The sequence below is a fragment of the Aurantibacillus circumpalustris genome (assembly GCF_029625215.1).
In the GTDB taxonomy this organism is placed as follows: Bacteria; Bacteroidota; Bacteroidia; order B-17B0; family Aurantibacillaceae; genus Aurantibacillus; species Aurantibacillus circumpalustris.
The window spans coordinates 298,540-320,222 of sequence record NZ_CP121197.1 but is presented as its reverse complement, the minus strand read 5'-3'; the positions used below and the strand labels follow the sequence as shown (position 1 = coordinate 320,222).

The 21,683-nt window shown below is 36.1% G+C and carries 19 protein-coding genes; 15 read left to right on the top strand and 4 right to left on the bottom strand.

Annotated features, from left to right (window positions below; genetic code table 11):
* The first annotated feature begins 20 nt into the window (after nt 1-20).
* The 3 genes from P2086_RS01275 to P2086_RS01265 all read left to right on the top strand — a co-directional run bounded on the left by P2086_RS01275 (nt 21) and on the right by P2086_RS01265 (nt 8,026).
* The gene (locus P2086_RS01275) at nt 21-2,645 is read left to right on the top strand and encodes a DUF8693 domain-containing protein (protein WP_317898612.1); all 2,625 of its coding nucleotides are present in this window, start codon (nt 21-23) and stop codon (nt 2,643-2,645) included.
* A gap of 248 nt (nt 2,646-2,893) precedes the next feature.
* Nucleotides 2,894-5,527, top strand: a complete 2,634-nt coding sequence (locus P2086_RS01270; RefSeq protein ID WP_317898611.1) for a DUF8693 domain-containing protein — start codon at nt 2,894-2,896, stop codon at nt 5,525-5,527.
* A gap of 309 nt (nt 5,528-5,836) precedes the next feature.
* Complete coding sequence (locus tag P2086_RS01265; RefSeq protein WP_317898610.1) at nt 5,837-8,026, top strand: glutamine synthetase III family protein; 2,190 nt, start codon at nt 5,837-5,839, stop codon at nt 8,024-8,026.
* A gap of 95 nt (nt 8,027-8,121) precedes the next feature.
* Here P2086_RS01265 and P2086_RS01260 read toward each other — a convergent pair whose 3' ends face one another.
* The gene (locus P2086_RS01260; protein WP_317898609.1) at nt 8,122-8,832 is read right to left on the bottom strand and encodes a hypothetical protein; all 711 of its coding nucleotides are present in this window, start codon (nt 8,830-8,832) and stop codon (nt 8,122-8,124) included.
* Nucleotides 8,833-8,922: 90 nt separating this feature from the next.
* On the opposite strand from P2086_RS01260, the gene P2086_RS01255 reads away from it, so the two are divergent.
* Nucleotides 8,923-9,537 carry an IMPACT family protein gene (locus P2086_RS01255; RefSeq protein ID WP_317898608.1) on the top strand — a complete coding sequence of 205 codons (615 nt, stop codon included), beginning with the start codon at nt 8,923-8,925 and terminating at the stop codon, nt 9,535-9,537.
* A gap of 42 nt (nt 9,538-9,579) precedes the next feature.
* A complete protein-coding gene (locus tag P2086_RS01250; RefSeq protein WP_317898607.1) occupies nt 9,580-10,533 on the top strand; it encodes a M20/M25/M40 family metallo-hydrolase in 954 nt (317 codons plus the stop codon).
* A 20-nt stretch (nt 10,534-10,553) separates the two neighbouring features.
* Here the strand turns inward: P2086_RS01250 and P2086_RS01245 are convergent, their stop codons facing one another.
* Nucleotides 10,554-11,399: a DUF1571 domain-containing protein gene (locus P2086_RS01245; protein WP_317898606.1), complete on the bottom strand. Its 846-nt coding sequence runs from the start codon at nt 11,397-11,399 to the stop codon at nt 10,554-10,556.
* Nucleotides 11,400-11,463: 64 nt separating this feature from the next.
* Here P2086_RS01245 and kdsB point away from each other — a divergent pair, with 64 nt between their 5' ends.
* From kdsB to P2086_RS01225, 4 genes are all read left to right on the top strand, one after another.
* Nucleotides 11,464-12,207: a 3-deoxy-manno-octulosonate cytidylyltransferase gene (gene kdsB, locus P2086_RS01240; protein ID WP_317898605.1), complete on the top strand. Its 744-nt coding sequence runs from the start codon at nt 11,464-11,466 to the stop codon at nt 12,205-12,207.
* Complete coding sequence (locus tag P2086_RS01235) at nt 12,207-13,421, top strand: S-adenosylmethionine:tRNA ribosyltransferase-isomerase (protein ID WP_317898604.1); 1,215 nt, start codon at nt 12,207-12,209, stop codon at nt 13,419-13,421. Before kdsB ends, P2086_RS01235 begins: the two co-directional genes overlap by 1 nt.
* A gap of 84 nt (nt 13,422-13,505) precedes the next feature.
* Nucleotides 13,506-14,543 carry a T9SS type A sorting domain-containing protein gene (locus P2086_RS01230; RefSeq protein WP_317898603.1) on the top strand — a complete coding sequence of 346 codons (1,038 nt, stop codon included), beginning with the start codon at nt 13,506-13,508 and terminating at the stop codon, nt 14,541-14,543.
* Nucleotides 14,544-14,627: 84 nt separating this feature from the next.
* A complete protein-coding gene (locus tag P2086_RS01225) occupies nt 14,628-15,068 on the top strand; it encodes a GatB/YqeY domain-containing protein (protein WP_317898602.1) in 441 nt (146 codons plus the stop codon).
* A gap of 85 nt (nt 15,069-15,153) precedes the next feature.
* On the opposite strand, the gene P2086_RS01220 is transcribed toward P2086_RS01225, so the two are convergent.
* Nucleotides 15,154-15,981, bottom strand: a complete 828-nt coding sequence (locus tag P2086_RS01220; RefSeq protein WP_317898601.1) for an energy transducer TonB — start codon at nt 15,979-15,981, stop codon at nt 15,154-15,156.
* A gap of 244 nt (nt 15,982-16,225) precedes the next feature.
* Nucleotides 16,226-16,822: a T9SS type B sorting domain-containing protein gene (locus P2086_RS01215; RefSeq protein WP_317898600.1), complete on the bottom strand. Its 597-nt coding sequence runs from the start codon at nt 16,820-16,822 to the stop codon at nt 16,226-16,228.
* 70 nt (nt 16,823-16,892) lie between these two features.
* Here P2086_RS01215 and glsB point away from each other — a divergent pair, with 70 nt between their 5' ends.
* The 6 genes from glsB to P2086_RS01185 all read left to right on the top strand — a co-directional run bounded on the left by glsB (nt 16,893) and on the right by P2086_RS01185 (nt 21,683).
* Entirely contained in the window at nt 16,893-17,846 is a 954-nt protein-coding gene (gene glsB / locus P2086_RS01210) for a glycine N(alpha)-acyltransferase GlsB (protein WP_317898599.1), read from the top strand.
* Complete coding sequence (gene yihA / locus P2086_RS01205) at nt 17,836-18,477, top strand: ribosome biogenesis GTP-binding protein YihA/YsxC (RefSeq protein ID WP_317898598.1); 642 nt, start codon at nt 17,836-17,838, stop codon at nt 18,475-18,477. The genes glsB and yihA overlap by 11 nt, the downstream gene beginning before the upstream one ends.
* Nucleotides 18,478-18,757: 280 nt before the next feature.
* The gene (locus P2086_RS01200; protein WP_317898597.1) at nt 18,758-19,087 is read left to right on the top strand and encodes a hypothetical protein; all 330 of its coding nucleotides are present in this window, start codon (nt 18,758-18,760) and stop codon (nt 19,085-19,087) included.
* A gap of 686 nt (nt 19,088-19,773) precedes the next feature.
* Nucleotides 19,774-20,244 (top strand): division/cell wall cluster transcriptional repressor MraZ, encoded by a 471-nt coding sequence (gene mraZ / locus P2086_RS01195; RefSeq protein WP_317898596.1) that lies wholly within the window; start codon nt 19,774-19,776, stop codon nt 20,242-20,244.
* Nucleotides 20,237-21,148, top strand: coding sequence for a 16S rRNA (cytosine(1402)-N(4))-methyltransferase RsmH (rsmH, locus tag P2086_RS01190; protein ID WP_317898595.1), 912 nt, complete (start codon nt 20,237-20,239; stop codon nt 21,146-21,148). The genes mraZ and rsmH overlap by 8 nt, the downstream gene beginning before the upstream one ends.
* Nucleotides 21,149-21,218: 70 nt before the next feature.
* Nucleotides 21,219-21,683, top strand: coding sequence for an FtsL-like putative cell division protein (locus P2086_RS01185; protein WP_317898594.1), 465 nt, complete (start codon nt 21,219-21,221; stop codon nt 21,681-21,683).

Here is a 21,683-nt window from a genome sequence, read left to right as displayed (position 1 = left end):
TTTAAAATATAGATAGTGAAATGAAAAGGATAATTATTTTGAGTGCTGTTTTATTTGGTTTTGCCGAAAACTATCATGGGCAAGTATCTTACACTTGGGCCAGTACAGGAAGTACCAGTTATAGTACAGCTGCAAATTGGTCTCCGAATGGAAATCCTGGGCCTGGAGACGCTATCATTTTTAATTCGACCTCAACGATTAATTGTGATTTAGATGATGACATGGATGTGGGCAGTGTTTCAATAAACGCTGGCTACTCAGGCAAGGTAGACGGATTCTCTGGTAGTCATTTAGTTCGCGGTGATTTTTCTCAATCTGCTGGAACTTTTTCATCATCAAGCTCAGATCTAACTATTACGGGAAGTATTTCTTTCACAGGTGGAACTTTTGATCACAATGGCGGTTTAGTTACTTTAAGAGTTAATGATTTAATTGCCACAACTATTTCTGGCTCAATTACCTTTAATGATTTGACAATAAGCGATATTGGGGTTGGATCTCCTCAAAGAACTGTAGACTTTGGAACAAGTACAACCGTTAACAATTTGAATTTGAATGGGAGCGGCGGAAGATTTGGTTATCTGGGTTCGGTTAATATACTCAGTAGCCTAGTGATAGGGGGTACTAATACAGGAAACCCATCGCCAAATAGTGGTACGTTTACTTTTAGCGGAGCCGGCCCAATTTCTATAACTGGCGCAACGAATGCGACCAGAAATAAATTGCCTAACCTTGTTTTTAATACTTCAGGAAATATAACTATTACAGGAAATATTAATATTCAGGGAAACTGGACGGGTACTCAAGGAACGCTTAACGCCGGATCTAGCACTGTAAATATGTACGGATCTTCGGCTACGATAACTGGAACGGCCGCCGCTTTTAGCAATTTAACGATTCAAACAGGGGCAAGTGTTACAATGCCTGCATCAGAAGTTAAAATTGGCGGTAGTTTAACCAGAACAGGTACACTCACATTTCAAACAACAAGTTCATTGGGTTTTAACGGAAGCGGCGCGCAATCAATTTCTTTGGGAGGTGTTACCTTAGCTGGTATTACTGCCTACAATACTGGTTCCTCGAGAGCAGTGACACTCAGCGGTGCGATTACCGTGCTTGATTCGATAAAAGCTGAAACGAATACAACTCTAAATACGGGTGGAAGTTTAACTTTAAAATCAAATTCAACTTTAACAGGAAGGGTCGCCGAATCAAATGGAACAATATCGGGTAATGTGATTGTAGAGACTTTTATACCTGGCGGCTCAACAGGCTGGGCTAATCTGGGTGTTAGAGGGGTTAACTCGCAACTTGTTTCTAGTTGGGATACCTATGTTTCAAGCGGAGGACTAAATGGAATACCAATGACCTGCAGTTTGTGCTCTTTCCCATCTGATGCGCTTGGCGCATGGTTTAACTCTATTCAGGGCTGGAAAGAGTCTAGTAGTTCTTACGACAGTTTAACGGTAAATAGCCCAATAGATCCAGGTGTTGGTTATTGGGTGTATGTTGGTGACGGGCAAACAAGTACTGGAGGATTAACCTTAATCAACACAGGTTCTGTTAAACAAAATAATGTTTTCGTTCCGGTAACGAATTCCGGATCGGGAGCAGATCAGGGTTTTAACCTTATTGCTAATCCTTATCCATCCCCAATTTCAATTTCTAGATTTTTTTCTGACGCTAATAATACAATAGATTTTGTGAATACATTGTATATCTGGAACGCGGAGGCAGGCGATTTTGTGTCTTATAACAATAGTGGTATTTCAACGCCAGGTGGTATTAATACTAACGTTTTAATGGGTGGTCAGGGATTCTACATCGAATACAGTCCTCTTTTGTTTGGCGGAGGTGTCAATTTTGCTGAAAACATGAAGGTAGCGGCCACTGGCGGAGCCCAATTACTTAAGTCTTCTGCTTCAAATCCACTCTCTTATTTCAGGTTAAAGCTTGCGGGCGCTTACGATGAAAGTGAGACTGTTCTGAGCATTAATCAAAGCGCTACACCACTTTTTGATCGTAAATATGATTCAAAAAAAATATTCCAAACGCCTGGTTACGTTGGTTATCCGGGTAATTATTCGCACTATACAACTATATCCACTAAAGATGCAAATAACAAGGATTATTCAATCAATACCCTACCACCTTTAAATAAGAGCACAAATGTGCCGGTTATGGTAAGAGTGAGTGCTTCTGGCACCTATACCATCAACGCTTTCGACTTTCAAAATTTCACGAGTTGTTTAGTTTTAATTGACAAACTAGATAACTCCTACCATGATTTGGGCGTTAGTCCTTATGTGTTTACAATCAGCGATACTACTTCTGCACCACGTTTTGAATTAGTGCTTTGTAAAGATGAGAGTTATACGCCATTAGGAATTAAAGAAAACTTAAGTAGTAAGTCTATTCTAATTAGTCAAGATCAACAAGGGGCTTTTGTGAAAACAAGTTTTGATGAAAATACAAAGGCAACGATTTCGGTATATAATATTGTTGGTCAAAAAATAATGGATGACGTTCTAGTAGAAGGTAAAGTAACAGATACGCACTTAAATTTAAACACTCACAATCAGGTTGTATTAATTAGGGTGATTACTGATAAAGAAAATACTACTAAGAAGATTGTACTGCATTAAAACGCGAAACTAGCCATGAATACATTTTGAACCCCTTTGTTATTTCTAACAGAGGGGTTCGTTTTTTTACTAAAATTCAATCGTTGCCAATTTAGGGCACAGAAAATAAAAAATCAGAATTTGTTCATCGATAAAAAATTGACATTCAGATGATAAATTATTGAGTTTAAGGGCATTTTATATAGCCTTAAAGTTTTGTATTTAAATAAATTAGCCTACTTTTACTTGCTTTTATCTTAAAATAGATCATGAAACGAATTTACAGCATAATTTTTTTATTGTTTTTAACTTTTGGTTATTACAATTCACAAACCTCCTATACTTGGGCCAGCACTGGTAGTACTAGTTTTAGTACATCAGCAAATTGGTCTCCAAATGGAAATCCAGGGCCTGGTGACGATATTATTTTTAACGGTTCATCAATCATTAATTGTGATTTTGATATAGACGTAGATGTAACGAATATTTCAATCAATGCAGGTTATACGGGATTAGTTAACGGATTAGCTGGCAGCCATGTTTTTCGCGGTGATTTTTCTCAATCTGTTGGAACTTTTTCAGCATCAAGTTCAAATATTGGGATTAGCGGTAGTATGTCTTTTACTGGTGGCACTTTTGATCATAACGGTGGTTTAATTACCTTAAAAGTAAACGACTTAGTTGTAACAACAATCGCAGGCTCAATAGCCTTTAATGATTTAAGTATCAACGATAGGGGCGTCGGGGTTCCACAACGTACTGTAGACTTTGGAACAAACACTACTGTTAACAATTTGATCTTAAATGGTGGGAGTGAAAGATTTGGTTATCTGGGTTCGGTTAATATACTCAGTAGCCTGGTGATAGGGGGTACTAATACAGGAAACCCATCGCCAAATAGTGGCACCTTTACTTTTAGTGGAGCCGGCCCAATTTCTATAACTGGCGCAACGAATGCGACCAGAAATAAATTGCCAAACCTTGTTTTTAATACTTCAGGAAATATAAGTATTACAGGAAATGTTAATGTTCAAGGTAATTGGACAGGCACCCAAGGAATACTTACCGCTGGATCCAGCATTGTTAACATGTATGGGTCTTCAGCTACAATAAATGGCACAGCAGCGGCTTTTAATGATTTAACTATTCAAACGGGAGCAAGTGTTACAATGCCAGCATCAGAAGTAAAAATCGGCGGCAGTTTAACCAGAACGGGCACACTCACGTTTCAATCTACTAGCTCTTTGGGTTTTAATGGAGCGGGAGCTCAATCAGTTTCTTTAGGTGGCATTACTTTAGCTGGTATTACGGCTTACAATACTGGCGGAACGAGAGCAGTGACACTTAGTGGTTCTATTAACGTGCTTGATTCTATCAAAGCTGAATTAAATACAACACTCAATACAGGCGGCAGTTTAACCTTAAAATCAAATTCAAGTTTAACAGCGAGAGTTGCGGAATCGAACGGAACTATTTCGGGAAGCGCCACTGTTGAAACGTTTATACCTGGAGGCGCAACAGGCTGGGCTAATTTGGGTGTAAGAGGTGTTAATTCACAATCTGTAGCTAATTGGGACACCCACTCTTCAAGCGGAGGATTAAATGGAATTCCAATGACCTGTAGTTTGTGTTCTTTTCCATCTGATGCGCTTGGCCCATGGTTTAATTCTATCCAGAGTTGGAAAGAGTTTAGTAGTTCTTACGACAGTTTAACAGTAAATAGTCCAATAGATCCAGGTATTGGTTATTGGGTTTACGTTGGCGATGGACAAACAACTACCAATGACTTAACATTAATCAATACAGGTTCAATTAAGCAAGGCCCTGTTTCAGTGTCGGTAACCGCCGCTGGTTCAGGAGCAGATCAGGGGTTTAATCTTATCGCCAACCCATATCCATCGCCGATTTCAATTTCTAAATTTTATGCTTTCGGACTGAACCCGTTGGATTTTGGAGGGACAATTTCCATCTGGAACGCAAATATTGGTACTTTCGTGGATTACAATACCACTGGGGTTTCAAACCCAGGCGGCTTTAATAATGATGTTATAATGGGCGGTCAAGCATTTTACATTGAGTACACAGGAGGCAGCGGCGGCGGTGGCGGTTTGAATGCTAATTTTACCGAAGACATGAAAGTCGCTACCACTGGCACAACGCAATTACTCAAGTCTTCAGCATCAACTTCGCTTTCTTATTTTAGGTTGAAGCTTGCAGGCGCTCAAGATGAAAGTGAAACGGTTATTAGTATTCATCAAAATGCAACACCTTTGTTTGATAGCAAATTTGATGCAAGAAAGATACTCCAAACGCCTGGTTATGTTGGTTATCCCGGCAATTATTCGCACTACACAACTATATCGAGTAAAGATGCAGATAATAGGGATTACAGCATTAACACCTTGCCACCTTTAGATAAAACTACTCACGTGCCTATTATGACAAGAGTAAGTGCTTCTGGCAGCTATACCATCAATGCTTTCGATTTTCAAAACTTCTCAAGTTGTTTAGTACTAATTGATAAACTGGATAATTCGTACCATGATTTGGGTGTAAGTCCTTATGTATTTACCATAAATGATACCACATCTGCACCGCGTTTTGATTTGGTTTTGTGTAAAGATGAAAGCTTCACGCCACTGGGAATCAAAGAAGACTTAATTAATAGATCTGTATTCATCAGTCAAGACGCACAGGGTGCATTTGTAAAAACATCTTTTGATAAAAACACAAAAGCAACAATTTCGGCTTACAACATTGTTGGTCAAAAAATAATGGATGACGTTCAGGTTGAAGGTAGAGTAACCGATACTCACTTAAATTTAGGTATACATAATCAAGTTGTATTAATAAGAGTAGTTACCGATAAAGAAAGCACTACTAAGAAGATCGTGATTAATTAATTTTTGGCGAGTCAATTTTTTTTAAACCTCTTTGCTTTTTGCAAAGAGGTTTTTTAATGCCCTAAAGTTGGCAAACCTTTTCAAGGTTTGCTGAGTCAGCCACGCAACTTTTCCAAAGTTGCGGCCATTTATTCTGGTAACTTTGGAAAAGTTCCAAGCCAGCGCAAAGTAAATTTTGGAAAAGTTTGCCTACCCCCCCCCTAAAACCCAAAAATATTTTCAAAAAAGTGATTTTTTTACTTGCACCCCCCCTTTTTTTGATATAATTTTGTCGAATAATTGATATTTTAACCAAACACCCCTATAAAAATGAGCACAAGAAGAAATTTAGCAATGCAGGAAGTTGTAAATCGCAAGCCTGCGGATATTTCGTATCCGGATAAACAAGTGAGTCAGTATTTTGGAGACTCTGTATTTGGCATTGATGCCATGCGTGAATTTTTAAGCGAAGAAGCTTTTACACGCGTAATGGAAGCCATGGAAAAAGGCGTAACACTCGATCGCAAAATTGCAGATCAGGTTGCCGCATGCATGAAAGCTTGGGCCCAAAGCAAAGGGGTAACGCATTTTACACATTGGTTTCAACCTTTAACAGGAACAACAGCTGAAAAGCATGATGGTTTTTTTGAACCCATTGGTGGTGGTCGTGCTGTTGAACGTTTCAGTGGTTCGCAATTGGTGCAACAAGAACCCGACGCTTCTTCTTTTCCTAACGGTGGTGTGCGTAGCACCTTTGAAGCCCGTGGTTACACAGCTTGGGATCCAACGTCTCCGGCATTTATTTGGGGAAACACTTTGTGTATTCCAACTATTTTTGTGTCCTATACGGGTGAAGCACTTGATTTTAAAACGCCTTTATTAAAGTCCTTGTCTATTTTAGATAAGGCTGCAACTGACGTTTGTCAGTACTTCGACAAAAACGTTACCAAAGTAATTGGCACGCTTGGTTGGGAGCAGGAATATTTTTTAATTGACGCATCTTTATATAATATTCGTTACGACCTTCAACAAACAGGTCGTACTTTGTTTGGTCATGCTTCGGCAAAGGGACAACAGTTAGAAGATCATTACTGGGGTTCAATTCCAGAAAGAGTGTTAGCGTATATGAAAGACTTCGAATACGAATCTCATTTGTTGGGAATTCCTGTTCGTACCCGTCATAACGAAGTGGCACCTGCTCAGTTTGAGTGTGCTCCTGTATTTGAAGAGATTAACATTGCGGTAGATCACAATCAGTTATTAATGGATGTGATGGAAAAAGTGGCTATCCGTCATAATTTCAGAGTATTGTTACACGAAAAACCTTACGCAGGTGTTAACGGAAGCGGTAAACACAATAACTGGAGTCTTGCTACAAATACCGGAAAAAATTTATTATCACCGGGAAAAACGCCAAAAACAAATTTACAGTTTCTAACCTTTTTTATAAGTACTGTAAAAGCTGTTTATGAACATGCAGATTTAATGCGTGCTTGTATTGCTTCTGCAAATAACGATCACCGTCTTGGCGCGAATGAAGCTCCACCGGCAATAATGAGCGTTTTCTTAGGAGAGCAATTAAACAAAGTTTTAGAAGAGATCGAGAAAAGTGTTGGAGATAAAAAATTAAGTCCTGAAGAAAAAACAGCACTTAAATTAAGCATCGGTAAAATACCTGATATTTTATTAGACAATACAGATAGAAACAGAACGTCACCATTCGCGTTCACAGGAAATAAATTCGAATTCCGTGCGGTTGGTTCTTCGGCTAATTGCGCTGGAGCGATGACGGTTTTAAACTCTATTGTTGCGCAGCAGCTAATTGATTTTAAAACAGATGTTGATGCGCTCATGGATAATAAGATGGATAAGGACGATGCGATATTCCAAGTATTAAAGCGGTACATTATTGAATCTAAAAAAATACGTTTTGAAGGTAACGGTTATGGGGATGAGTGGAAAGCGGAAGCAAAAAAACGCGGACTATCAAATATTCCAACAACACCGGGAGCTTTAGAAGCTTTTATCAGTAAGAAAACACTAGGACTTTTTGATAACCTGGGTATTTTAAATCACCGAGAACAAGAATCGCGTTATGAAATTTATTTGGAAACTTACACCAAAAAAATTCAGATAGAGTCACGTATCATTGCCGATATGGTAAACAATCAAATTGTACCGGCTGCCATTGCTTACCAAAAGACCTTGGTGGATAATATAGCAGGTTTAAAAAATGTGTTAAGTGCTGCAGATTATAAAGTAGCTGCCGAGACACAAATTGACTTAGCAAAAGAAATTAGTCAGCGTGTTACTACAATTATTAAGTCGGCAGAGGCAATGCGCGAAGAGCGTAAAAAAGCCAATACGCTTGATAGTGCAAAAAAACAAGCCCATGCTTATTGCGATAAAGTAAAACCGTATTTCGAAAAAATTCGTTACGAAGTGGATAAATTGGAATTTATCATTGATGATGCCACTTGGCCACTTCCTAAGTATAGAGAGATGCTTTATTTAAGATAATAGCTGAATGTAAAATGTAAAATGGGAGATGTATAGGAATTAATTATTTTTTCCATTTTCCATTTTCCCTCTTACATTTTCCATATCGTAACAAATCATTTATAACTATTGCTTACGTAGATTGGAAAATCATTCAAAAAATTAAGGACTCTTTGTGGTTTCATTGATTGGCCCCGGTAATGTTTAAAGTAGTTAGAGTAGCCTTTTGTGGAAACCCAATTATTTATTTCTAATTTTTGTTCGTATTCTTTATTTAATTCAAGCAATTGATAACCTAGACCAACTTCAATTGTTTTTAATTCTGCTTCTTCTTTAACCCCTTTTCTTCCTTTAATAGTAAGCTGTTTGACATAGAATCCGAGAAAGTTGAAGAAACCTCCAGTACTTAAATCTTCAATAACACTGATTTGATTAGCGATTAAAGCTATTTGAGGATTAAAACTCAAATTATCCAGTAATACACTGTCTAAAGTTGTTTTGGTTTGCTTGCTAAAATAAACAGTGTAAACACGTTGTCCCGGTAATTTAAAAATAGATGCAAATTTTGGCTTTACTCTGGCAATTGAAGAAGACTTGTTGTACTTAACTAAAATATTTTTTACCCGCATTTTTGGATAAAATTTCAACACATAATCAAATTGTTTTCTTAGCAAACTGTTAGCATCAAGATTTGAAACACGATTAGCAGAGTCATTGAATTGTTTTGTAATATCTGGTGTTACGTTTTTGTAATATTGGTGCTGGGCACTGCTATTCTGTGAAAGAAAAAGCAATGAAACAAATATGAAGAACAAACGTTTTATCATAAAGCGAAGCAACTAAATTTTATTTTTCCAGTCAAATAGGCTTAAATTTACGAAATAAGGTCAAACAAACACTTGCAATATCTAAGTTACATGCTTTTTTCTGATTCATACATTACTATAACAGATTCTGCGCAGGGAGTTTTTAAGGATAAGGGTTCTAAGTTCCTGGCTTTTGCTTGGCCTGTTAAAACAGAATTAGAAGTAAAGGAACATCTATTACAACTGAAAAAAGAACACCCTTCTGCAAATCATCTTTGTTATGCCTGGCGGTTGGGTCCTGATAAATTAGCTTACAGAACCAATGATGACGGCGAACCCTCCAATACTGCTGGTAAGCCAATCTTCTCACAAATACAGGCAAACGATTTAACGGATGTATTAATTGTAGTGGTTCGCTATTTTGGAGGAACACTTTTAGGAGTGAGCGGATTGATTAACGCTTATAAAAATGCAGCTGAAGATGTTCTAAAAGGCGCAAATCTGGAAGAAAAATTTATTCTCTACGAATATAAGATTGAGTTTGACTTTGATGTATTAAGCGCGGTGATGAGGTTATTCAAGGAGTGTGAGGCTAAAATTATTTCAACTACTTATGAAGAGAAAAACGCAATTGTGTTTCATGTAAAAAAACTATATGCAGATAGGATGGAAACAAAGTTCCAGGAGTTATATACAACGAAATTAAAATTTCTAAAAATGGTTTAATAATAATTAAAGAATATACTAAACAATAAAAAATTAAGACAAATGAAAAAGTTAACTAAACCCATCAAATACGATTTACTCAAGCAAATGTGTCATATTCATGCTCCTAGCGGAAATGAAGTTAAGATGAAAGATTTTATTTTGGAGTATGTAAAGAAGCACTCGAAACAATGGGCACAGCAGCCGAAAATTTTTTCTGGAAAAGGATTTCAGGATAATATTATTTTAATTTTCGGAAAACCACGTACCGCAATTTTTGCACATATGGACAGCATTGGTTTTACTGTGAGGTACGGTAAACAATTGGTAAAGATTGGCGGACCGGTTACTCAGACAGGCTTTAAGCTAGTTGGATCTGATAGCCTCGGTTCTCAGGATGCTGTTTTAAATGTTAGTGAAGATAAAAAAACCGGATATGCAAAATTGGAATACAAAGCTAAACGCGATTTTGAAAGAGGCACCGAACTTGTTTTTAAAGCAGATTGGCGTGAGGATGAAGATTTCATTCAGTGTTGTTATATGGATAATAGATTAGGAGTTTATAATGCTCTTAAAGTTGCGGAAACACTGAAAAACGGCGCACTCGTATTTAGCAGTTGGGAAGAGCACGGTGGTGGAAGTGTATCGTATCTTCAGAAATTTCTTCAAGAAAAATACGAGATTTCTCAAGGACTTATTTCTGATATTTCGTGGATTTCTGACGGCGTGCATTATGCAAAGGGTCCGGTAATTAGCATGCGCGATAGTTTAATTCCTCGGAGAAGCTTTATTAATCGAATAATTGAGAGTGCAACTAAAAATAAATGCGCTTATCAGCTAGAAATAGAAGGAAGTGGAGGAAGCGATGCCAAAGAATTACAAATGGCAGAATATCCCTGGGATTGGTGTTTTATAGGAGCAGCCGAAGAAAATGTTCACACTCCTGATGAAAAAGTTCATAAAAAAGACATTGAAGGAATGGTGGAATTGTATAAAGTTTTAATGAAGGAGCTTTAACACAACTAAAATATAAAAGATTAGAATCTATAATCTTTATAATCTCTTGTGAATTCTTTTGAATCAAAAGGTTTATTAATGATTATATCTGTGTATTCGTAGTTTTCGAACAAACCTTGATCGTCGTATAAACTAATAGCCACAGGTAAATAAAGTTTATCGTCGATGTATAAAATTGCTTTTTTACAATAGAGAGTAGGAACCTTTAATACTTTACCATGTTTTAGAAACCCAAAATCGTTTAAAAGTTCATTTTTATTACGCAGTAAATAATCATTCACACAAAGTCTGTAGGCTATGCTACTTGCGGTTTCTTTTTCTGCTACGGTATAGTCGGTATAGGTGTAATTTTTATTTTCATATTCAAGCAAAAAGCAATTGTATCCATTTTTTGTTGCTTTTCCCAGATAGTTGAAATTAGCGAGCCCGTCTTTGTCTTTGTTGATAGTAAGAGCTATCGCTTTGCCCATAAATTCGTACCCCAACTCAAGTATCGTATAATGTTGGTTTTTGCGCATTAAGTTACCCATTGGATCTAAGGATAGAGTTAGATAAGGGAAGGTGTGAGGTTTTACCCATGCTTTGTGTTCTGAAACTTCTGAGTCATAGAGTATTTCAAGTTTTTTCGAGGCATTTATAAAGTAGATTTTTTTTGGATGTGTTTGAACTTTTATATTCGAGGCCGCTGAATTATATTTTGAGCCAACGCGTTCAAGTGCTTTTACTTTTTGCCTCACCGTTCGAATGTTTTTAATGGAATCGTACATTTGATGCAATATTTGAGCCGGCTTAACTTCAGTTTTAGCCCTAAAGGATAAAATAAAAAGAATAAGTAAAAGAGAAACTATTGAAAGTGTATATTTCACAGACTATAAAACAATAAAAATAAATAATAGTTTTTAGTTATTTTTGAATTTATATTTTTTTACCATGTCTATTATCGGAATTATTCCTGCCCGTTTTGCTTCAAGCCGTTTTCCTGGTAAACCACTTGTGGTTATTAAGGGTAAATCAATGCTTCAAAGGGTTTATGAACAAACACTTAAATCGAATTTGTTGGATGAGGTAATTATTGCAACCGATGATGCAAGAATTTTAGAACACGCAAAAACATTTGGAGCAAAGGCCGTTCTTACAAAAGTAGAACATCCAAGCGGTACAGACCGTTGTTTTGAAGCTTATCAATTGAACGGTAAAAAATTTGATTATGTGATTAACGTTCAGGGTGATGAGCCGTTTTTAGATCCTGATCAAATTAATTCTCTTGCTCAAATTTGTGACGGCACTGTAGAAATTGCCACTCAAATGATTAAGTGTATTAGCCATGAAGTTTTATTTGATAGAGGAGAAGTAAAGATCGTTTTAAACGCAAAAAAAGAAGCCCTTTATTTTAGTAGAAATGTCATTCCTTTTATTAAAAATGTAAACGAAAACGAATGGCATAAGCATTTTGATTATTACCGACATGTTGGTATGTATGCTTACCGTGTAGATATTCTCGACAAAATAACGCAGTTGAGGACTTCAACACTTGAATTAGCCGAATCGTTGGAACAACTCCGTTGGCTACAAAACGGTTATAAGATTACCTGCACTGAAACAAATTTTGATAGCCATTGTGTAGATACTCCTGAAGATATTGAAAAGGTTATACGATTAATGAATATACAGTAGTGAAACATCCTAAAGATATTTCAATTTTGGATTTCACGTATGATCTCCCAAACGAAAAAATTGCAGTTTATCCGCTCAAAAACAGAGACGAGTCCAAATTACTGGTATATCGCAACAATACAATAGAAGAAGATGTTTTTAAAAACATTGATACATTCTTGGACAGTGACACGGTATTGGTTTTTAATACTACCAAAGTAATTCGTGCCCGACTTAATTTTTTAAATTTTAAAGGACAAGCGATTGAAATTTTTTGTCTTGAACCAAATTCCCTAGATCTTGAGTTAACACAAGCCATGTCCGCTCAAAAAAAAATTCAGTGGAACTGTTTAGTAGGAAATTTAAAACGTTGGAAAGACGGAGATCTGGAATTGAAAAACGAAGGCATAAGTCTTTTTGCAAAACTTGTTGAACGCAGAGAGTTAGATGTATTAATTGAGTTTTATTGGGAGCCACAAGATTTACATTTTTCTGAAGTAATTGAGATAATGGGCAATACTCCCATTCCGCCTTACTTAAAGCGGAAAAGTGAAAACTTAGATCTGGATCGCTATCAAACAATTTATGCCAATAAAGAAGGTTCGGTGGCAGCACCAACAGCTGGATTGCATTTTACAGAAGGTGTTCTTACTGCAATAAAGAAAAAGAATATCGACTCCCTTTCAGTGACCTTGCATGTTGGCGCCGGCACCTTTAAGCCCGTAAAAGCAGAGAACATGTTCGGTCATGAAATGCATGCGGAGTGGATAGATGTTTCAAGAGAATCAATCGTCAAATTACTTGAAGGAAAAGAAAAGAAAATTATTTCAGTTGGAACAACATCGTTAAGAACCATTGAAAGTCTTTATTGGATGGGACTAAAAACTTATTATGATAAAGATATAACTCTTAAAGATTTGGAAATTAAACAATGGGAGGCTTATTCACTTGAAAACAAAAGGATCAGTGTTGAATTAAGTTTAAATTCTCTATTGACATGGATGGATAAACGCGGGTTAAGTAAATTGGTTTGTCATACTCAAATTTTAATTGCGCCACCCTACGAATTAAAAATTGCAAGGGGTATCATTACCAATTTCCATCAGCCGCAAAGCACGCTATTATTACTTATTAGTTCAATTCTAGGTGAGCGTTGGCGTGAAATATACACCTATGCTTTAGACCATAATTTTAGGTTTTTAAGCTATGGAGATAGTTCTCTACTGTTAAAATAGTCCATTTTAATTGGTATTCGAATACTCCATGTGAAAGGAATGCTAATTTTTCATATTTTTGAAAAACCTAATTAAAATATTTTTATGAAAAAAATCTACCTATCCTTATTGTCTTTATTAACGGTGCTTAACGTTAGTGCTCAGCTAACACAAACGAATAACGCTCCTGCAGCTGGAGAGATGTATTCAATGTATCATTGCGATTCTTTAACGACTAGTCCTGGTGCTTCAGGCACCAATGCATTATGGAATTTTTCTTCCATTGCAACTTATAGCAATGTAATAAATAACTATAGTGTACAGGCAGTGACAACTACTACCTACCCCGCAGCAAATGTCGCAATGGCTTCATCTATAGATGATGTCGCCTATTTAGCCTCAAGTACTGGTTCCTTACAGTATTTTGGTGGGAATTTGTCGGCTGGTGCAGTAGTGGGAACAATTACTTATACTTCTCCAGCTATTTATGCAACCTACCCAATGAACATGAGTAGCAGTGCTGTTGCAGCTACTGGCGGTAGTTTATATATCCCATCACTTTCTTTAAGTGGAACTTTCACCGGAAACAGTAGTGTTTTAGCTGATGGTTCAGGAACAATCATGTTACCTGGTTCTGTAACTTTAACTAATACTTTGAGGGTGGTAACTAGTCAAACTTTATTCGTGGTGTCAAGCTTAGCCACTGCTACCATCACCCAAACGAATTATAACTATTATGATAACGTAATAAAAGCACCTGTTTTTTCAATTTCAACTTATACTGCGGTACTTGTAACGCCATTAGGTAATTCAACCACAACTCAAACAGCAGTGAGGCGTAACAAAGATGCCGTAAACACTTCAACTGTTAACGTTTCAATTAGAGAGAATTCTTTAGATAATTCAAATTTTGTTGTATTTCCTAATCCTTCTAATAGTTTTGTAAATTTCGCAACAAACCATTTGGAGGCAAAATTTGTTGCAATTTATGACATTACAGGTAAGTTGGTTGAAAAACAAACGCTGAATGAAGGAAAGGTAAAGCTAGATGTTTCTTCGTATAACAAAGGACTCTATCTCTATACTGTTTCTACAAATAGTAACAGAACGCTAAAATCTGGTAAGTTTACAGTTAGCCAATAATTAATAATTATTTTTTTAAAGCCACTCGAATTCGGGTGGCTTTTTTATTTTTGTACCATCATTCATTTTAAAAGCTTTTAGATTATGAACATAGAAGAAAAAGTAAACAGCGAAATTAAAACAGCCATGTTGGCAAAGGATGCTAAACGATTAGAAAGTTTACGCGGAATAAAGTCTGTAGTTCTTTTGCTAAAAACCTCCCCTGAAGGTTTAACAGAAGATAGTGTAAATAAGGCTTTGCAAAAGGAAGTAAAAAAAAGAAAAGAATCAGCAGAGATATACAAATCACAAAACCGTCCAGATTTAGAAGAAGTAGAATTATTCCAGGCTTCTGTATTGGAAGAGTATTTGCCTAAACAAATGGGAGAAGCTGAAATTAAAGCAGAGCTTGTAAAAATTGTAGCTTCTGTTGGAGCAAGTGGACCGGGTGATTTAGGTAAAGTAATGGGTGCCGCTTCTAAAGTATTTGCAGGTAAAGCAGATAATAAAATTGTTTCTGCTTTGGTAAAAGAATTGTTGGGGTAAAACCATCTTTTTTTCGTCATATATTCCAAACCGACTTGTAAGCTAGTTACAAGTCGGTTTTTTTTATTAAAAATTGGTTTAGCTCTTAATACTTACTAAAAGTGAACCTGATTGGCAATTGGTAATATGCTTTTACTGCTTGACCTTTTATTTTTGCCGGCGATTTAAATTTAGGAATGAGAGAAACAACTCTCATTGCTTCATCATCCATGCCAAAGCCCAAAGTGTTTAATAAACTTAATCTTCCTACCTTTCCATTTTCGTCGACTACAAATTTTACAAAAACCGTTCCTTCTTTTCCTTCACTTGAAGCCCAGTTAGGATATTTAAGATGGTACGAAACAAATCGATAAAGTGCTTTTAATCCTCCTTCAAATTGTGGTTCTGAGTCAACTTGAAATGGATCGCTAATTGCTATGGCACTATCTGACTTGCCAAATCCAACAACTTCTGTTAGCGTGCCAGTGCCATCATTGGGACTATTTGTGTTTTCGTCTGTCGTGTTGGAAGTAAACGTAGCAACGCTTATTTCGTTTCTGTTTGTTGTTTTCGCGTCATACGTTGAATCAATCTTTGTGTAATCTGTACTTTCGATTTTCTCGACTTTTTCTTTTTTGATGGGGGTTTTTTCTGCGTGCTTTGAAGGTTCCTTTTTTTTCTCTACATTAAATTCAACCACAAAAGCACTGTCTTTTATAAAAAGATGACCGCCTAAATTTTCGTCGGGCTTGTTTTTATTACTTAAATAAACGGCTATAGATAGCATGGACCCAACACCTAATAACATTAAGAAAATGGATTTAAGAATAGTGTTTCCGTAGCTAGAACGCAGCACATAAGCGCCATAAGCTTTGTTACGGTCTGCAAAAATTATATCGTTTAATTTTTGCTGGTTGTTGATTAGATAACTCATTGTTGTGGGGTTTAAAGGTTAAGTCAATGTGTTTCATACAACCGCGTTTTAGATGCTGATATAAAATTATTTATAAGAAATAGAAATTAAAAGAGATCACATAAATGTGGCAGATTTTTATTTTTAAGTGGAGCTGTTAGAAAGTAAAATGGAAACTAGAAAGTAAAATGGAAGATGTAATATGGAAAATGTGAGATGGCGTAAAGTGCAGATACATTTGCCATCTTCCCTTTTACATCTTACATCATCGGAGAATCGTTACATCTCCTTTTAAAAGGTTAGTTTTTTGAGAGGCATCGTAAAAGAAAACATAGTAATAAGTTCCATCAGGCAAATCAATTCCATTCCACTTACCATTCCAGGGTGTAAACTCTTTTTTCTGTGAGTGCACTTGTTGCCCCCATTTATTAAAAACAATTAGTTCAAAGTTTGGGTAATACTGTGCGTTAGAAACTCCCATAAAGTCATGATAATTATCGTCGTTGGGTGAAAAGTACTTGTCGATACTTACGGGACACATTTCCTTACTAATTGAAAAGTAAAGTGTTGTATCTTTTGTAATAATTACCGAATCAATGAGGTGTTCGGTTTTAATTTTGACAAAATAATCACCGGCACTAAGCCCAGTTACCTGTTTCACGTTTGTTTCTCCGCTGCTCCAAGCAATGTTACGAATGTCGTCCAGAGAAGCAGCTTCAATTATTAAAGAGGCACTGGCTTTCAAACAGATGTCTTTGGTAGCTGTTATTGTAAAGCCATAGTTAGGTTGTGAATTTAAAAAATTCGGACAAAGGATTGTGAGTAGCGCTATGGATGTTATTAATAAGGAGAAACGTGACATTATTAATAAAAATTGGATTTAAAGATACTACAAAATCTGAAACACTTTCTGTATATTTACAAAGTAAGTTATGCAAAAAATCATTGACCCAGTTAGCAAGGAAGCCTTGTTAGACGAACTATCAAGGGAACGTTATGTTCGAAAGGCCAATAACGGAAGCAACGAAATCTATATCGTTACTCATAATGACTCGCCTAATGTAATGCGCGAGATTGGGAGGTTGCGTGAAGTAACGTTCCGTCATGCTGGTGGTGGCACGGGTAAAGAAATAGATATCGATGAATTCGATGTGGGAAAACATGCCTACAAGCAATTGTTGGTGTGGAGTCCAGAGGATAAGGAAATTGTGGGTGCATACAGATTTATTCTGTGCAAGGATGCTGAATTTATTGACGGTAAAGCAAATTTAGCAACTACGGAATTATTTAATTTTAGCGATGAGTTTTATAAGAATTACCTTAATGAAACGATTGAACTTGGGAGATCATTTATTCAGCCTGTTTATCAACCCGGAGAAAACAGACGCAAAGGCCTGTTCAGTTTAGATAATCTTTGGGACGGTCTTGGAGCGCTTGTAATAGATAATCCATCACAAAAACATTTTTACGGAAAGGTGACGATGTACACCGATTTTAATGTAGTCGCTAGGGATTATATTCTAAGTTTTTTGGATTATTACTTCCCCGATAAAGATAAATTGGTTGTCCCGGTTAATAGCATTGAAAGAAACACAAATACAGATGACTTTGTGAAGCTTTTACACGGACAGAATTATAAAGAGGGGCATGCCATTTTGCATAAACATGTAAGGGATTTGGGAGAAAACATTCCGCCATTAATGAACGCTTATATGAATCTGAGTCCGACTATGAAAAGTTTCGGGACCGCTATAAACACAACCTTTGGTGACGTGGAAGAGACTGGCATATTGGTGACTATTAAAGATGTGTACGATAGTAAAAAAGAGAGACATTTTAATTCGTATTTAATTGAGAAGGGGTTAAGGACTTTAGATGGAAATTAAAAAAGCGGTATTTAAACAAAGTGCGTCCAGTATTTTCGGATGTCCTAAACCAAGTTTACAGGAGTATGCATTTATAGGAAGAAGTAACGTTGGTAAATCTTCTTTGATTAATATGTTGTGTAATAACAACAAACTAGCAAAGGTATCCGCAACTCCTGGAAAAACGCAGCTTATCAATCATTTTGTTATCAATGATTCCTGGTTTCTCGTGGATTTACCCGGATATGGATTTGCAAAAACGAGTAAAGATAACCGCGCAAAATTCGAGACGATTATTTACGACTATTGCAAAAAAAGAGAAACGCTTGTTTGTTTATTTATATTGATTGATAGCAGATTACCTTTGCAAAAAATAGATTTTGAATTTATGACTTGGTGTGGTGAAAACGAAATTCCGTTTTCGATTATCTATACAAAAGCAGATAAAAATTCAAAAAGTGAGCTCGCTAAAAACATTAAAAATATTGAGAAGGAACTTTTAAAAGAGTGGGAAGAAATGCCGAATACCTTTATAAGTTCTGCTGAAAAAAAGAATGGCAAAGAAGATATTTTAGAGTTTATTGCTTTTCAAATAAATGAAAATAGACCGCCGAGAGAAACGAAAAAAGATTTTTCGGATGAGGAGGAGTAAGACACTAACCTGCCTGCCGTCGCACAGCCTAAACTACGACAGGCAGGTTTCACTAATTACACAGATCTAAATTTATTGAATCTGTAAAATTAATTTAAATGAATCATAGTAATCAGCAAAATTTGTGATGCTGAGTAATCGGGTTAAAGAAATAAACTAATTTATTGTTATGTTGAGTAGACTTTGAGAGATATAAGAAGGTGGTACCGAGACGGTTTCAGAACACTTCTCTATATACCAACGCTACTCGAAGTAACCTTACTAATAAAAGAAAATTAAAATGGCAAGTGATTGGGAGATATTACAGACGAAATTAAAAGAACGCTTTGAAACAGAGGTTGATTACGATTCCATTTTATTTTTAATTGGATTGCAGGAATTAGGAAAGCCTTTTAAAAAATACAAAAAAGATCAAAAGTTGGAAGTGATGCATGTGGCTATTTGTACACTTCTAGAACCATACGGTTTTTACGAATTCGCGGGCAATGATGAAGAAGGTTGGCCACATTGGAATCTAAAAGAAAATCTTCCATTTCTAGACGCGAAACAACAAAACAAACTGATCATTGATTCTATCATCGATTATTTTAAAAAGGAAGAGTTTATTTAGACTTCTCCTAAAATTCTAAATTCGATTTCATTCTAGATAAAAAAATCTAAGAAATTTTTTTAAAAAGCGTCTCAGGAAATCTCTGTACAAATTGATTTTTGAGGAGCTGTGTTTAATCGCGAAATTCCGCGTGAGTCCTGGCAGTGGCAGCCCGGCGATGCAAGGCTTTAGTGTGGCAAAGCGACGGAGGCTTTGGAACAAAGACCCCGTACACGCTTTCTCGCCACACTTAAGACTTGCAAGACGGCTATAGCGGACAGGCCGACTCCATGAAGTGAAAGGCTAGCAACAAATTCGAATAGCCTATCACTTCATGGGGGCACGCCCAAAAAAATGAAACTATCTCTCTCGATTTTTTTGAAAAAACAAACATAAAAACTTCAATTTAAGATTCTTCGGAACAATTGAGTCAAATTTCAAAGTTCCACCAAATTGTTAACTAAATTGTTAATAACCACTCGCTCTTTTACCGGTTTTTAACCACTTCTACCCTTTTGTTAATTTCTAAAATTCTTACGATTCATGCGGCTTTAAAAAGGTGGTGTGAATTACCTTTTCATAAAGTGCTCAGTTTATGAACACTGTTGAAAAGCTCGGAATTTTCAACATAGTGGTAAAAAATGGCTTAAAGTGGTAAAAAGTGGTAAAAATATGTTTATTTTTGCTAAAACCTTATAAATCAAGTAATGACAGGTCTGATTGGAGAATATGATTGCAAAGTGGACGCTAAAGGCCGCTTCATGTTCCCTGTTGACCTCAGGAAGCAATTGGAGGTATTATTTGAAAAAGGTTTTGTGATCAACAGAAATCTTCACCAAAAATGTTTGGTTTTATATCCTTTAAGTGAATGGGAAAAACTTAATAAGAAATTGAGCAAACTCAATCGTTTGATAAAAGCGAACGATGTGTTTGTAAGAAAATTTACTGGTGGTGCAACAAATGTGGAAGCAGATAATTCTGGTCGTTTGTTATTGCCAAAATCTTTAATCGATTATGCAGATATAAAATCTGATCTCAAAGTTTTAGGAAGTAATAGTGTGATTGAACTCTGGGATAAAAAATTATATGAAGATTTCTTAGGTCAAGATTTAGATATTGAAAAATTAGCTGAAGATGTTTTGGGTGGAATAAATTTTAATGATGGAGGAGATGAGTAACTCTTCTTATCACACCTCCGTTCTTTTACAAGCTTGTATTGATAATTTAAACATTCAACCAAACGGTGTGTATGTGGATTTAACCTTTGGTGGTGGTGGACATTCGGCGCTCATCTTAAAAACACTTGGTGAAAAAGGAAAATTGTTTGCTTTTGATCAGGATGCTGACGCGTTGAAAAACACATTGAAGGATCCACGTTTTACTTTGATCCCTCAAAATTTTAGGTATCTGAAAAGTTATCTGCGTTTAAATGGAATCACAAAAGTAGATGGCATACTCGGAGATTTTGGCGTTTCATCACATCAGTTCGACGAAGCGTCTAGAGGGTTTTCTATTCGTTTTGATGCGGAGTTAGACATGCGGATGAATCAGCAAAATGAATTAACTGCAAAAAAAATTGTGAATGAGTACGATTCTAAAGCACTCATTAAAATGTTTAAAGAGTATGCAGAGATTCATAATGCGGCGAAGTTAGTTGGTGAGATTATGGCAGCACGAAATGAAAAAGAAATCTCTACCACGAATGATTTAAAAGAAGTGATTAAGTCTTGCACGCCAAAATTTGAAGAGCACAAATATTTAGCAAAAGTATTTCAGGCTTTACGAATAGAAGTGAATCAAGAAATGGATGCGCTCAAAGAATGTTTAACACAGTGTGTTGAATTATTAGAAAGCGGTGGAAGATTAGTGATGCTTTCTTATCATAGTCTGGAAGATAGAATGGTAAAAAACATTATTAAAGCTGGAAATGTAGAGGGAATTGAGGAGAAAGATATTATTTACGGAACCGGTAAAAAGATTTTTAAAAATCTAACATCGAAGCCGATTTTACCAAGCGAGGAAGAAATTAAAATGAATACAAGAGCAAGAAGTGCAAAGTTAAGAGTAGCAGTAAAGATTTAAAATAAAAATTCCAGGTTTCTTGTTCCTGGTTAAATAACAAGACACTAAAAACAAGTAACAAGAATAAAAATTGGCAAACAAATTCAGAGATACGCCACCTAAAACAGAAACATCAAATAATAATGGTGAGGAAAGACTGACGGCGGAAGAAATTGAATCAAGAGTTCAGAAGCCACAAAAACCTCGAAAAAAAGGCGTGTTGGCAAAGGGATTGTCTTCTATTTTCAGCGGTACTTTTCTAACAAACGAATCTACACTTAAACATCTTCCATTTATATTATTCCTGGCACTCATTGCTATTTTTTACATAGCTAATGGGTATTATGCCGATGATAAAATACGCGAGGTGAATAAAGTTTCAAATGAATTAAAAGAATTAAGGTCAGAATACATTTCTACAAAAAGCGAATTAATGTTTGCGAGCAAACAAAGTGAAGTTGCGAAAGCTGCAGAAGAATTGGGATTAAAAGAACCATTGGTGCCACCAATTAAAATTGAGGTGGACAGCATAGAATTATATAAGGGCAGTAATTAA